Below are 13,039 nucleotides of genomic sequence, written 5' to 3'. Positions count from 1 at the left end.
CAGGAGATCTGATGGAGTTCCAGGAGACGGGCACGGATCGGTACACGGTCCTGTCCCCGCAGGGCAAGCTCAACCTCGTCGCGGCGCCGCCCCTCAAGGCGCGCATCGACGAGCTGGTGCGCGACCAGCGGAGCAGGATCGTCATCGACCTCGCCGCCGTCGACTTCGTCGACTCGTCCGGTCTCGGCGCGCTGATCGGAGGGCTCAAGGCCGCGCGTCAGGCGGGCGGCGACGTACGGATCGCCGCAGCGGGGGACCAGGTGAGGGCGGTGCTGAAGCTCACCAACCTCGACCGGATCCTCGCGCCGTTCGACACGATCGAGGACGCGACTCGTGAGTGGTGAGGAGGAGCAGTACTCGCTGGACGGCTTCGCCGTCCCGACCGAGATCGATCGCCTGCACACCCTGCTGGAGACGGTGGGCGCGGATCATCCGGACATCGAGTCGATGGATCTGATGCTCTTCGAGACGGCCGTGATCGAGATCGCGAACAACGTCGTCGAGCACGGCACGCCCGCCGGCGAGGTGCGCTGGCGCTTCGAGGTGCGCGTGACGGACGAGGAGATCGTCGCCGACCTGTACGACACGGGCCAGGAGTTCTCGCCCACGTTCGGCGAGGCGATGCCCGGGGAGGACGCCGAGGGCGGCCGCGGCCTCGCGCTGGCGGAGGCGGTGCTCGACGAGCTCGAGGTGGAGCGCACCGAAGAGGGCAACCACTGGCGCATGGTGCGCCGCCTCGGGCAGACCTCGTTCTGAGCGCAGGATGAGCGCCCCGCGCCGCCGCGTCAAGACCGGTGCGCCCGGTCGCGGTCGCGGGTAGACCGGACACGGACGCGACAGGAGGCTCATCCATGACCGTGAAGCTGAACGACAAGGCGCTGCGCCACGCAAGGAAGCTCGTGAAGGACGGGGCGGTCGTGCGCGACGAGCGCGACCACTGGAGTGAGCACGCGCTCGCGGCGAAGAAGGAGACCGCGTGGCGCGAGGAGCACGGCTGGGCCGAGTACGCCGACTGGCACTCGGCATCGACAGGGACGCGAACGAGGAGACGAAGGCGCGCTACGAGTTCCCGTTCGGCGATTACGAGAAGGTGCACCGGTGCGCCGTGATCTCGATGGAGTCGCGCGCCGCGCAGTACGACCACGACGACATCGCCAAGGCCGCGAAGGAGCTGCTCGAGCTCATCGACGCCGAGTGAGGCGGACGCGCGCAGGCCGCGTCCAGGGCCATCGGCTAAGGTGGGAGGACGCGGCCGCCGTCTCGGCCATTCCGCCCGCCATCCCACGGGCGCCGCGTCATCCCGATCGTCTGCCTCCATGGCCTCTCGCGTCGCACTGCGCGCGCGAAGCCCGGCGCGATCCGCCCACCCGAGCGACTCCCGCTCAGGTGCCCGAACCTTCCCGCGATCCGCCGACGACGGCGCGACCGCTCCGACGAAAACGACCTCCATGTCCTCCGCAGCACCCGTCCATCCGCCCATCCCCGCGCCCGCCGGCGACGCCCTCCGCTGGAGGCAGGCCGACCACGACGTGTTCGTCGCGACGCTCCACGAGGAGTTCGCGGGCTTCATCTCCGTCTCGAGCGCGGGCCACGCGCTGCACGGCGCCCACGCTCAGCCGATCGGCGTGTATCGCACGCGACGCGACGCGCAGGAGGCCCTGCGCGCGCACACCCTGCGCCAGGTCGCGGTATCGCCCCGCGGCGCGGTGGCGTCCAGGGGCGGCCGCCGGCGGCCGCGCTCGCGCGTCCGAGGCTGATCGCGCCCCGCCGGGCGTGACTGGCCGACGCCTGGGCGTCCCCGATGGATCGCCCGAGTATTCCGGCGCGCGCATGGCGTTGCGTGTAGCGTCAGCCTCAGCGATCGGCATCCGCCTTTGGCTTCCAGGCCCGGACGCGGCCGAACCGATCGACAGAGGTGCTGCATCTCCTCCACCCTCACGGCCGCCCCGCACGCTCACCTCGGCCCCATTCGCCAGACGTACTCCGGCACCGCCGAGTTCCCGCCGCTCGCCAAGGCCTACACGCAGGTGTCGCAGGTCGTGAAGGAGACGGGGCTGCTGCGCCGCACACCGTGGTTCTACGCGATCGTGGGCGCGGCCATCCTCGTGGGGCTCGGCGGCGTCGTCACCGGCTTCATCCTGCTGGGGGACAGCTGGTTCCAGCTCCTCATGGCCGCCGCGCTCGGAATCCTGTTCACGCAGGTCGCGTTCCTGGCGCACGAGGCGGCCCACCGTCAGATCCTGTCGGGTGGCCCCGCGAACGCCCGCCTCGCGCGCGTGCTCGCGGCCGGCGTCGTGGGCATCAGCTACGCGTGGTGGGACAGCAAGCACACCCGCCACCACGGCAACCCCAACCGCGTGGGCAAGGACCCGGACATCGCGGTCGACACGATCTCGTTCCTGGACGTCGACGCCGCCGAGGCGCGCGGGCTCCGCCGGCTCATCACCCGCAAGCAGGGGTGGCTGTTCTTCCCGCTGCTCACGTTCGAGGGACTGAACCTCCACTGGCAGGGACTGCAGCACCTGACGCAGCGCGGCCCGGTGAAGGGCCGCTGGATCGAGCTCGGCCTCATCGCGCTGCGCTTCGCGGTCGTGCTCACGCCGATCTTCCTGCTGCTGCCGGTGGGGATGGCGTTCGCGTTCCTCGGCGTGCAGCTCGCGGTGTTCGGCGTGTACATGGGCGCGTCCTTCGCGCCGAACCACAAGGGCATGCCGGTCATCGCGCCCGACGCGAAGCTCGACTTCTTCTCGAAGCAGGTGCGCACCTCGCGCAACATCTCCGGCGGATGGTGGGCGAGCTGGCTGATGGGCGGCCTGAACTACCAGGTGGAGCACCACCTGTTCCCGAACATGCCGCGCCCGCACCTGGCGCAGGCGCGGGAGATCGTGCGCGACTACTGCGCGACGCTCGACGTGCCGTACACGGAGACCACCCTGTGGCGCTCGTACGGCATCGTGATCGACTACCTCAACCGCGTCGGCCTCGCAGCGCGCGATCCGTTCGACTGCCCCGCCGCCGCGCGGTTCGGACGCGCCTGACACGCCCGCGGGGCGTGGGTCCCGTGGCAGGATCCGGGCGGACCTCGGCAGGATCCGGTCCACGGATCCGGCATCGGCCCGCTCCGACGCGGACAGAATGAGGGAGTGACCTCTCCCTCCCGTGCGCGCCGTCGCCTGCACCCGGCCTGGCTCGTCGCGATCGTGGCGTTCCTCGCGCTCGTCGGCGCCGCCGGGTTCCGCGCGGCGCCGAGCGTGTTCATGGTGCCGATCGAGACCGAGCTCGGCTTCAGCCGCACCGACCTGTCGATCGCGATCGGCATCAACATCGTGCTGTTCGGCCTGACAGCGCCGTTCGCCGCGGCGCTCATGGACCGGTTCGGGATCAAGCGGGTCACGATCCTCGCGCTGATCCTGGTCGCCTCCGGCGCGGTGCTCGGCACCCTCGCCACGGCTCCGTTCATCCTGTGGCTGACGTGGGGCGGCCTGATCGGCATCGGCACGGGATCGATGGCGATGGTCTTCGCCGCGACCGTCACGCAGCGCTGGTTCGTGCGTCACCGCGGCGCGGTGTCGGGCGTCCTGAGCGCGGGCAGCGCGACGGGACAGCTGATCTTCCTGCCGCCGACCGCGTGGCTGGCCACCGAGGTCGGCTGGCGCGAGGCGAGCCTCGTCGTCGCGGCGGGCGCGCTGGTCGTGGTGCCGCTCGTCGCCTGGTTCCTGCACGACTCGCCGCAGCGGATCGGCGTGCTGCCCTACGGCGCCGATCCCGCGCACCCGCCGGCGCCGCCGCAGCGCTCGCGCGTCAACCCCGCGATCCTCGCCCTGCGGGCGCTGCGCGACGCCGCCCGCCATCGCACGTTCTGGGCGCTCGCGATCGGCTTCGCCGTGTGCGGTGCGTCGACCAATGGGCTGATCGGCGCGCATTTCATCCCGGCCGCGCACGACCACGGCATGACCGAGCCCGTCGCGGCGGGCCTTCTCGCCACGGTCGGGATCTTCGACATCGTCGGCACCGTGCTGTCGGGCTGGCTCACCGACCGCGTCAACCCGCGGATCCTGCTCGCCGTGTACTACGCGGGACGCGGCGTCAGCCTGCTGTTCCTGCCGTTCCTGCTGTCGAGCGAGGTCCACCCGCCGATGTGGTTCTTCATCGTGTTCTACGGCCTCGACTGGGTCGCCACGGTGCCGCCCACGATCGCGCTGTGCCGGGAGCTGTTCGGCGAGCGCGGACCCCTGGTGTTCGGGTGGGTGTTCGCGAGCCACCAGCTCGGCGCCGGCGTCGCGACCGTGCTCGCCGGCATCGTGCGCGACGCGACGGGGCAGTACACCGTGGCGTGGTTCGCGGCCGCGGGCCTGTGCCTGGTCGCCGCGCTTGTGTCGATCAGCATCCGTCGCGCGCCCGTGATCCCGGATGAGCCCGAGCTGCAGCGGCCCGAGCGCGTACCCTGAGGCGCCGTCGTCAGGCGAGTCTCACGTGCTCGAAGGGGTAGACGTCGCGGATCCGCCGGCCGAAGAACTCGCCGGGGCTGTCGGCGCCGACGAGACCGCGGTGCACCGACGGCGGCACCGCGAAGTAGCGGTACAGCTCGCCGGTCGTGAACAGGATCTCCATGGTCGACACCACGCGGTCGTAGCCGACCTCGGCGATCACGCTCGACTCGACGGATACCCGCTTCATGCCGGCTCCCTCCGTCGGCCCGGATCCGCTGGTCCTCACCGTAGGCGGGACGCGGCGTCCGGGCGCAGCCCGGCGTCAGTCCGCGAGGCGGCCGGCGGCCTCGCATCGGTCCGCGACCTCGCAGACCGACTCCGGTGTCCCGCCCAGCGCGTGGGCGGCGCGGCCGAGCGAGTCGCGCAGCGCGGTGGCGGCGTCGGGGGAGAGGCCGCGCAGCAGGCTCTCCTCGGCACCGCGCATGCACGCGCTGAGCTCCGAGAAGCGCGCGGCGCCCGCGTCGGTGAAGGACACCCGGCGCGAGCGGCGATCCTGCGGATCCGGCGTGCGCGTGACGAGACCGGAGGCCTCGAGGCCGTCCACGAGGTACGTCACGGCGGTGCGATCCAGGCCCATGCTCTCGGCGATGGCCGCCTGGTTGTTGCAGCCGCCGGAGGCGACGATCGACAGCACCTGATAGCCGCGGGGGCCGCCGGGCAGGTCGCCCACGGCCTCGGACGAGAGCCGCATGTAGGTGCGCAGCAGACTGCCCAGGGCCCAGCCCAGGTCGGTCTCCTGCTCCTCCATCTGCGGCATGACGCGATTTTACCGCCGGATCAGGCGTCTCGGTCCCCTTTTCGCCTCGACGGCGCCGCCGTGTTCGGATCGCCCGTATGATCGGAAAGTCAGATCATCTGATCCGACCACCATCCGATACGAGGAGTTCCATTCGATGAGCACCGTCTTCCGTCTGGACGCGAGCGTCCGCGTCGAGGGCTCGGTCACCCGCGCCGTCGCCGACACCCTGCAGCACGCGATCGTCGCCGAGCTCGGCGACGACGCCACCGTCATCCGTCGCGAGGTGGGTCTCGAGCCGCTCGCGTCCGACCTGTGGGCCACCGCAGCGTTCGCGACCTTCGTGGGCGAGGACGACCGCAGCGACGAGCAGAAGGCGGCGGTCTCGGTCGTCCGCGAGCTGGCGGACGAGCTCGAGGCCGCGGACGCCGCGATCTTCACCGCGCCGTTCTACAACTGGGGCGTCTCGCAGCACTTCAAGACGTGGGCGGACCTCGTGCTCACCGACCCGCGGTTCGGCCCCGGCTCGGGCGGCGGCAAGGGCAAGCCCGCCTTCCTCGTGATCGCGCGCGGCGGCGGCTACGGCGAGGGCACCCCGCGCTTCGGCTGGGACCACGCCACCGACTGGTACAAGCGCGTGATCCAGGACGTCTGGGGCTTCGACCTCGAGGTGATCGAGGCCGAGCTCACGCTCGCCGAGGGAAACCCCGCCATGGCCGACCTCGTGGACCTCGCCAAGCAGAACCTCGCCGAGGCCCACGCCACGGCCCAGGCGCACGGGAAGACGGTCGCCGGCCGGCTCGTCGCGGCCTGATCCGGCTCCGCCGACGCCGCCCGCGCCCCTCGGGGCCGGGCGGCGTCCGCGTGCCGGACGCCTGGGCGAGGATGTCGGCATGGGTGACGCGGCCGATGCCGATCTCCGGCACGCACGTGCCGCTGCGGGCGCCGCGGCTGTCCGGTGCCGTGTGGCCCGCGGCGGACGGTCATTCGATCCGGATCGTGCCCGTCTGCGGATGCTCGGTGGGCATGCGGTCGCGGTTGTAGGTGATGGCCGAGTAGCCGTGCGGCGCCGGGTGGCCGTCCTCGTCGAGATTGACGAACACGATCCGGTCGATCGTGAGGATCGTGCGACGCGTGATCATGTTGCGCACGATCGCGCGCATCGTGAGCGACGTGCGGCCGAATCGCGTGGCGATCAGTCCCATCTCGACCAGGTCGCCCTGCTGCGCCGACGCCTCGAAGTTGATCTCCGAGACGAACTTGGTGACCACGCGGTAGTTGCCGAGCTGGATGATCGCGTAGATCGCGGCCTCCTCGTCGATCCAGCGCAGCAGGCTGCCGCCGAAGAGCGTGCCGTTGGCGTTGAGGTCCTCGGGCTTGACCCACTTGCGGGTGTGGAAGTTGATCTCGATGTCGCTCTCGTCGCCGGTCACAGCGCGGCTCCCATCGGTCGTCCGGTTCCGTCGTGACCGAAGCTAGATGCGGTCGGCAGCGCGGCGGCATCCGATTGACCGCGCACGGTCGCGTGCGCTAGCGGCGCTGTCAGCTGGCGGCCGTCGGCGGCCGCGAAGACCTCACCGGAGGTCGTGAAGGCGCGTCGGCGTCGCCGTCTCGCGCCGATCGCCGGCGAGTCGGTTCGACATCTCCAAACGTCGCGCCGGCGCCACGCGCTGACCGCCGCCGCAGGAGGAGCCGGTGGTGCGATCAGGGCACGATGGCGTCGACGTAGCCGCCGTCGACGCGCACGGCGGCGCCCGTGGTCGCCGACGCGAGGGGAGAGCTGAGGTAGGCCACCATGTTGGCGATCTCCTCGGGCTCGATCAGCCGCTGCAGCAGCGACTGCGGGCGGTGTGCGCGCATGAACTCGCGCTGCGCCTCGTCCCACGGCAGGCTCTCGTCCACCAGCTCGTACACGAGCTTCTCGACGCCGCCCGTGTGGGTCGGGCCGGCGATGACCGAGTTCACCGTGACGCCCGTGCCCGCCGCGTCCTTCGCGAAGCCGCGCGAGACCGCGAGCAGGGCGGTCTTCGACATCCCGTAGTGGATCATCTCGGCCGGGATCACGATCGCCGAGTCGCTGGCGATGTTCAGGATGCGCCCCCACCCGCGGGCCTTCATTCCCGGCAGCGTCTCGCGGATCAGGCGCACCGCGGCGAGCACGTTCACCTCGAAGTAGCGGCGCCACTCGGCGTCGTCGATCTCGAGCGCGGACTCGGCGCCGAAGATCCCGAGGTTGTTGATCAGGATGTCGACGTCGCCCGTCGCGGCGAGCACCGCGGCGGCCCCCGCGGCGCGGGTCACGTCTCCGGGAGCTGCGACGAGATCGCGGCCGTCCGCCTCGTCCTGCAGCTCGCGGATCGTGTCGTCCACCCCGTCCGCGCGCCTCCCGTTGACGGCCACGCGGGCTCCCGCGTCGGCGAGCGTCGCGGCGATCGCCCGCCCGATGCCCTGCGTCGAGCCCGTGACCAGTGCCGTCTTCCCCGTCAGATCGATGCGCATACCGGGGGAGAACCGATCCGGGGGCGCGGGCATTCCGCGCTACGCGTCGAGCTCGGCGCGCTCGGCCAGGCGGCCGCCGGGTTCGATGCCGATCACGACGTCGATGCCCACACGGCGCAGGAACGCGTGGTCGTGGCTGACGATCAACAGCGCGCCCCGATATGCCTCGAGCGCCTCGGCGAGATGCTCGACGCTCGCGATGTCGAGGTTGTTGGTCGGCTCGTCGAGGATCAGCAGCTGCGCCGGCGGCTCCGCGAACAGCAGCTTCGCAAGCGCCACGCGGAAGCGCTCGCCGCCGGACAGGGTGCCGACCGGGCGGTCGAGCGCGCTGCCGCGCAGCAGCAGCCGCGCGAGCTGGTTGCGCAGCTCGCCCGGGGCCGTGCCGGGAGCGGTCTCGCGCACGTTGTCGACGGCCGAGCGCGCGTCGTCCAGGTCGTCGAGCCGCTGGTGCAGGTAGCCGACGCGCCCGGTCAGCAGCACCCCGCGGGCTGCGTCTGCCGAGACCAGGGCCTCGAGCAGCGTGGTCTTGCCCGCGCCGTTCGGACCGACCAGGGCCACGCGCTCGGGTCCCTGGATCGTGACGGTGCGCGATCCGTCGGTCAGCTCGGCGATCCGCTTCCCGCGCGGGACGTCCGGATCCGGCAGCGCGAGATGGATGTGCTCCTCCTCGCGGACGCGGGCGTCGGCCGCGTCGACCGCCGCCTGCGCCTCCTCGACCCGGTCGTCGAGCGTGCCACGCATCTTGCCGGCCGAACTCTCCGCCTTGTTCTTCCGGGCGTTCGCGAGGATCTTCGGGATGCTCTCGGCCGACTTCCTCCCGGCCCGCGCGCGGGCCGCGAGCTTCGCCTCGGCCTCGATGCGCTCGCGCTTCTCGACCTTGAGCTGCTGCTGCGCGGTGCGCGCGGCCTGCGTCGCGGCGGCCTGATCCTGCGCGACGAACGCGCGGAACGCGCTGTACGGCCCGCCGAACACCTCGAGCCGCGCGCCGCGGCCGCGGGCGGCCTGGCCGAGCCCGGTCGCGCGCAGCTCGGCCGTGTGTTCCATCCGCTCGAGCAGCTCGAGGTCGTGGCTGACCACGACGAGCGTGCCCGGCCAGGTGTCGACGAGGCCCGCGAGCCGGGCGCGCGTCGGGCGGTCGAGGTTGTTCGTCGGCTCGTCGAGCAGCGTGATGGGGGTCCGTCGCAGGCGCAGCCCGGTGATCGCGATCAGCATGGCCTCGCCGCCCGACAGCCCGCCGACGCGACGATCGAGGTCCGGGGCGCCGAAGCCGATGTCGGCGAGCGCCTCGTCGGCGCGGGCCTCGATGTCCCAGTCGTCGCCGACCGCCTCGAAGTTCCGGACGTCCGGATCGCCCGACTCGATCGCCCGCAGGCCGGTCAGGATGGGCGCGATGCCGAGCAGATCCGCGACGGTCGCATCGCGGCCGAGCGTGAGGGTCTGCGGCAGGTAGCCGACGTCGCCGGCCGTCTCGATGCGGCCGCGGGTGGGCACGAGGACGCCCGCGATGAGCCTGAGCAGCGTGGACTTGCCGACGCCGTTGCGCCCGACGAGGCCCGTGCGCCCGACGGGCAGCGTGCCGTGCAGCCCGGTGAGGGCGGCGGATCCGTCCGGCCAGTCGAACGAGACGTCGACGAGCGTGACGGCGGAGGAGGAGAGTGCCATGGAGAGACCCTTCGGGGCGGCGATCGGGGAAGCGCACCCGTTGCTGTCCGGGTGCCGGCTAGATCCTGTCGACGTCGATCTCCATGGCTTCACCGTACCGCGCGCGGCCGTCGGAAGCGGACCGGGCCCCTCCGCGGGACATCAAGGAGAAAATATTCTTACTTCAGGAATGTTCAATCCGTCGGTATAGTGGTGGAACGTCCGCCTCTTCGGGGGCGCATCCGAGTCTTCGACGGTGAAGAGGTTGTTTCCGTGGCAGAGCAGACACAGGGTCCGACGACGCGTCCCTCCCCGACGCCGAGCGGCGCGGGTGAGAACGCGGCGGTCTCGCTGAACACCAAGTGGCATCTGATGGGGATCGCCGGGGGTGACGAGAAGAGCGAGTCGCTCAACACGAAGGATCTGCGCCGTGTGCTCGCCTCCTCGATGATCGGCAGCATCGTCGAGTACTACGACTTCATCCTGTACGCGACGGCCGCCTCGCTGATCTTCGCGAGCGTCTTCTTCGAGGGCATGCCCCCCGCCATCGGTCAGCTGTCGGCATTCGCGACGTTCGCCGTCGGCTACCTCGCCCGCCCGCTGGGCGGCATCGTATTCGGCCACTTCGGCGACCGGCTGAGTCGCAAGCAGATGCTCGTCGTGTCGATGCTGATGATGGGCGTCGCCACGGTCGCGATCGGCCTGCTGCCGACGCCCGCGCTCATCGGGGTCTGGGCTCCGATCCTGCTGGTCGTGCTTCGCGTCGTGCAGGGCATCTCCGTCGGCGGCGAGTGGGGAGGCGCCACCCTGATGGCGCTCGAGCACGCACCGGAGAGCAAGCGCGGATTCGCCGCGGCGTTCGCGAACGCCGGTGGTCCCGCCGGCGGGCTGCTGGCGACGTTCGTGGTCTCGGGCGTCTCGCTCGCCACGGGTGATCAGTTCCTCGTCTGGGGATGGCGGATCCCGTTCCTGTTCTCGATCGTCCTGATCCTGATCGGCCTGCTCATCCGCCTGAAGGTCGCGGAGTCGCCGGTCTTCCAGCGACTCGAGGAGCGGGCGGCCGAGCGTGCCGAGAAGCAGCGCCTGCCGATCACGCAGGTCCTCCTGAGCCACCCGCGCGTCGTGATCCTGACGCTCGTCGCGTCGCTCGGGTTCTACGCCTGCCAGGGCATCCTCACCACGTGGGGCGTGACGCAGGCGACCAACGAGGGCGTCGCCCGCGAGGCCGTGCTGAACATCAAGGGCCTCGCCGCGGTCGTGACCATCGTCGTGGCCTTCGTCGCCGCGCGGATGTCCGACCGCCTCGGACGCCGCACGGTGCTCATCGTCGGCGGCGTGATGGGCGTGATCTGGGCGTACCCGGCTCTGCTGCTCATGCACGACGGCACGCCATGGGGCTTCGCGCTCGCCGTGGTGATCGGCAACGGCGTGATCCAGGGCATCCTCGCGGGGCCCATCGGCGCGTACATCTCCGAGCAGTTCCCGCCGGCCGTGCGGTACACGGGCGCCTCGCTCGCGTACCAGGGCGCCTCGACCCTCGGCGCGGGCTTCACGCCGATGATCGCCACGGCCCTCATGGCGGCCGCGGGCCTCATGGGCGTCGCGGTGTTCTGGATGGCGATCCTCGCGCTCGGCGTGGTCGCCGTCGTGATGTCGCGTGAGGGTGCGGTCCTGAAGCCCAAGGCGGCTTGACCCGGCCCGCTCACGCGAGCAGCGGCAGGCGTCCCACGATCCGATCGACGCGATTGCGCGGTCCGACGAGCCCCACGGCCAGGTAGCCGAGGTCCTCGGACGGGCGCGTCGCCACCTCGGCGACGTACTCGTCGTACACGCGCGTGAGCTGCGCGTGCGCGGGCATGTCCGCCACGAACACACCCTCCGAGCCGTCGGCCCTCGCGCGGATCGTCGCGAGCTGCGTCGCGTCCGCGGCCAGCACCGTGCAGCCGATCCACGGCAGGCCCGCGTGGGCGGAGCCGTGTGCGTCGACGGCGCCGGGCCCGAGCAGGCCCGCGATCGCCGCCCCGGTCGCCGCGCCGACGCACGCCGTGGCGTTCGCGATCCGCCCGCCCGGCAGCGATCCGTCGACCACGATCACCCACTTCAGGCGCGCGGCGCGCGTGGGTGCGGCGGTGTCGATCTCGTCGGGCGCGAAGCCGATGCCGGCGTCGTCCATGTGCTCTCCTCGTGTGCGGATAGTCGGGTGATCACACAGAATGTAGTCATGGATCCGACTTCTCGGATTCACCGGCGTATGAGATACGGATGAGGGCGACGGATGGCGGATCTGGACGGACTTGATGCGGCGATCCTGGCCGCTCTCCAGACGAATGCGCGGATGACCAACCGCGAGGTCGCCGCGCGCGTGGGCGTCTCGCCGACCACCGCGCTCGACCGCACGCGCGCGCTGCGGCGCCGCGGCATCATTCGGGGCGCGACGCTCGACGTGGATCTCGCGAGCGTCGGCCGCGGGGTGCAGGCGCTCATCTCGGTGCGCGTGCGGCCACCGTCGCGCGACGTGATCGAGGCGTTCCGCGACTGGGTGTCGCTGCTGCCGGAGACCCTCGGCGTGTTCGTCGTCAGCGGCGACGTCGACTTCGTGATCCACGTCGCGGTCGCCGACAACGACGCGCTGTACGCGTTCGTGATCGACCGGCTCACCGAGCGCGAGGAGATCGCGGACGTCCGCACCACGGTGGTCTACGAGCACCTCCGCGCCGACCGGATCGAGATCCCGCCGACGCGCTGAGGCCTCGTGACGCCGGATGACGACACGCGGCGTCACAGCCCTTGGGAGTGTCGGAGGGTCGACCTAGCGTGGGGGCATCGCGGCGGTCCGGGTGGTCCCGGGGCCCGGCTCATACCCGGTGCCGCAGCGGGTTCGACTCCCGCCGTCGCGTCGATCAGCCGGCTCCGCGTGCTCGATGTCCAGCCGCACCCTCTGGGCGGCGAAGCGCGTGATCTGGTGCTGCAGCGGGGTGCCGTCGACGAGGGCGTCGAGCGCCTCGGTCACGAGCACGATCGCCCCGGGGTCGAGCTTCAGCAGCGCGGCCTCGGCGGTCGTCGCGTGGCGCGCGGCCACGACCGTGGACACGCGGATGTAGTCGTCGATGCCGCTCGCGCGCAGCGCCGCGGTCACCGAAGCGGTGCGGCGCAGCACCGCGGCGATGTCGGGCAGGCGTGCGGCGTCGAACCAGCGCGTGCCGAGCGCGAGGGGCTCGCCGTCGACCGTGCGCAGCGCCTCGACGCGCACCGCGGGGTCGCCGGCCGCGATGCCCAGGCGCGCGGCGACGTCCGCGGGCGCCGGCTCCGTGGCGCTCTCGAGCACCCGCCCGGCCGCCGAGTGGCGGTCGCCCAGGCTGGTCGTCAGGCGCGTGCGCATGCCGATCCGGTGCACGTGGACGGATCCGCCCGTCACGAACGTGCCGCTTCCGCGGCGGGATTCCACGAGCCCCTCGGTCGAGAGGGAGGCGATGGCCTGGCGCGCGGTGTGGCGGTTCACCGCGAAGCGCTCGGCGAGCGCGTTCTCGGTCGGCAGGCGGTCGCCCACGCGCAGCCGGCCCTCGGTGATGTCGGCGCGCAGCTCCTCGGCGATGAGGCGCCATGCCGAATATCCCGTGGTCGGCCGGCTTCCGGCGCTCTCGCTCACGCTCGTCCTCGCCCTCGTTCACCCGGT

16 protein-coding genes are annotated in these 13,039 nt (G+C 71.8%); 9 read left to right on the top strand and 7 right to left on the bottom strand.

Translation table 11 applies throughout. The annotated features are described in order from the left end of the window. The first annotated feature begins 11 nt into the window (after positions 1–11). The 6 genes from AAD528_RS03830 to AAD528_RS03805 all read left to right on the top strand — a co-directional run bounded on the left by AAD528_RS03830 (position 12) and on the right by AAD528_RS03805 (position 4,448). Complete coding sequence (locus AAD528_RS03830) at positions 12–344, top strand: STAS domain-containing protein (RefSeq protein WP_345750695.1); 333 nt, start codon at positions 12–14, stop codon at positions 342–344. Beyond that, entirely contained in the window at positions 334–756 is a 423-nt protein-coding gene (locus AAD528_RS03825; RefSeq protein ID WP_345750694.1) for an ATP-binding protein, read from the top strand. The genes AAD528_RS03830 and AAD528_RS03825 overlap by 11 nt, the downstream gene beginning before the upstream one ends. 220 nt (positions 757–976) lie before the next feature. Further along, the gene (locus tag AAD528_RS03820; RefSeq protein ID WP_345750693.1) at positions 977–1,198 is read left to right on the top strand and encodes a hypothetical protein; all 222 of its coding nucleotides are present in this window, start codon (positions 977–979) and stop codon (positions 1,196–1,198) included. A 250-nt stretch (positions 1,199–1,448) separates the two neighbouring features. Further along, on the top strand, positions 1,449–1,757 hold the full coding sequence (locus AAD528_RS03815) for a hypothetical protein (RefSeq protein WP_345750692.1): 309 nt from the start codon (positions 1,449–1,451) through the stop codon (positions 1,755–1,757). Between the two features lie 165 nt (positions 1,758–1,922). Continuing rightward, entirely contained in the window at positions 1,923–3,038 is a 1,116-nt protein-coding gene (locus AAD528_RS03810) for a fatty acid desaturase family protein (protein WP_345750758.1), read from the top strand. Between the two features lie 105 nt (positions 3,039–3,143). Beyond that, a complete protein-coding gene (locus AAD528_RS03805) occupies positions 3,144–4,448 on the top strand; it encodes an MFS transporter (RefSeq protein WP_345750691.1) in 1,305 nt (434 codons plus the stop codon). Positions 4,449–4,458: 10 nt separating this feature from the next. Here AAD528_RS03805 and AAD528_RS03800 read toward each other — a convergent pair whose 3' ends face one another. Continuing rightward, positions 4,459–4,677: a KTSC domain-containing protein gene (locus tag AAD528_RS03800; protein WP_345750690.1), complete on the bottom strand. Its 219-nt coding sequence runs from the start codon at positions 4,675–4,677 to the stop codon at positions 4,459–4,461. A 75-nt stretch (positions 4,678–4,752) separates the two neighbouring features. Then, positions 4,753–5,247 carry a MarR family winged helix-turn-helix transcriptional regulator gene (locus tag AAD528_RS03795; protein WP_345750689.1) on the bottom strand — a complete coding sequence of 165 codons (495 nt, stop codon included), beginning with the start codon at positions 5,245–5,247 and terminating at the stop codon, positions 4,753–4,755. Between the two features lie 136 nt (positions 5,248–5,383). Between AAD528_RS03795 and AAD528_RS03790 the strand changes: the two genes are divergently transcribed. After that, positions 5,384–6,040, top strand: coding sequence for an NAD(P)H-dependent oxidoreductase (locus AAD528_RS03790; RefSeq protein WP_345750688.1), 657 nt, complete (start codon positions 5,384–5,386; stop codon positions 6,038–6,040). A gap of 169 nt (positions 6,041–6,209) precedes the next feature. Here AAD528_RS03790 and AAD528_RS03785 read toward each other — a convergent pair whose 3' ends face one another. The 3 genes from AAD528_RS03785 to AAD528_RS03775 all read right to left on the bottom strand — a co-directional run bounded on the left by AAD528_RS03785 (position 6,210) and on the right by AAD528_RS03775 (position 9,387). Beyond that, on the bottom strand, positions 6,210–6,659 hold the full coding sequence (locus tag AAD528_RS03785) for an acyl-CoA thioesterase (RefSeq protein ID WP_345750687.1): 450 nt from the start codon (positions 6,657–6,659) through the stop codon (positions 6,210–6,212). A gap of 271 nt (positions 6,660–6,930) precedes the next feature. Further along, positions 6,931–7,725: an SDR family NAD(P)-dependent oxidoreductase gene (locus AAD528_RS03780; protein ID WP_345750686.1), complete on the bottom strand. Its 795-nt coding sequence runs from the start codon at positions 7,723–7,725 to the stop codon at positions 6,931–6,933. 39 nt (positions 7,726–7,764) lie between these two features. After that, complete coding sequence (locus AAD528_RS03775; protein ID WP_345750685.1) at positions 7,765–9,387, bottom strand: ABC-F family ATP-binding cassette domain-containing protein; 1,623 nt, start codon at positions 9,385–9,387, stop codon at positions 7,765–7,767. A 252-nt stretch (positions 9,388–9,639) separates the two neighbouring features. On the opposite strand from AAD528_RS03775, the gene AAD528_RS03770 reads away from it, so the two are divergent. Further along, positions 9,640–11,058, top strand: coding sequence for an MFS transporter (locus tag AAD528_RS03770; RefSeq protein WP_345750684.1), 1,419 nt, complete (start codon positions 9,640–9,642; stop codon positions 11,056–11,058). Between the two features lie 10 nt (positions 11,059–11,068). Here AAD528_RS03770 and AAD528_RS03765 read toward each other — a convergent pair whose 3' ends face one another. Continuing rightward, the gene (locus tag AAD528_RS03765; RefSeq protein ID WP_345750683.1) at positions 11,069–11,539 is read right to left on the bottom strand and encodes a DUF2000 domain-containing protein; all 471 of its coding nucleotides are present in this window, start codon (positions 11,537–11,539) and stop codon (positions 11,069–11,071) included. Between the two features lie 102 nt (positions 11,540–11,641). Between AAD528_RS03765 and AAD528_RS03760 the strand changes: the two genes are divergently transcribed. Then, positions 11,642–12,112 (top strand): Lrp/AsnC family transcriptional regulator, encoded by a 471-nt coding sequence (locus AAD528_RS03760; RefSeq protein WP_345750682.1) that lies wholly within the window; start codon positions 11,642–11,644, stop codon positions 12,110–12,112. 63 nt (positions 12,113–12,175) lie between these two features. Here the strand turns inward: AAD528_RS03760 and phnF are convergent, their stop codons facing one another. Further along, complete coding sequence (phnF, locus tag AAD528_RS03755) at positions 12,176–13,012, bottom strand: phosphonate metabolism transcriptional regulator PhnF (protein ID WP_345750681.1); 837 nt, start codon at positions 13,010–13,012, stop codon at positions 12,176–12,178. Between the last annotated feature and the right edge of the window lie 27 nt (positions 13,013–13,039).

It is taken from the genome of Microbacterium rhizophilum (assembly GCF_039605615.1).
Classification (GTDB): domain Bacteria; phylum Actinomycetota; class Actinomycetes; order Actinomycetales; family Microbacteriaceae; genus Microbacterium; species Microbacterium rhizophilus.
This window is presented reverse-complemented; position numbering and strand designations above follow the sequence as displayed.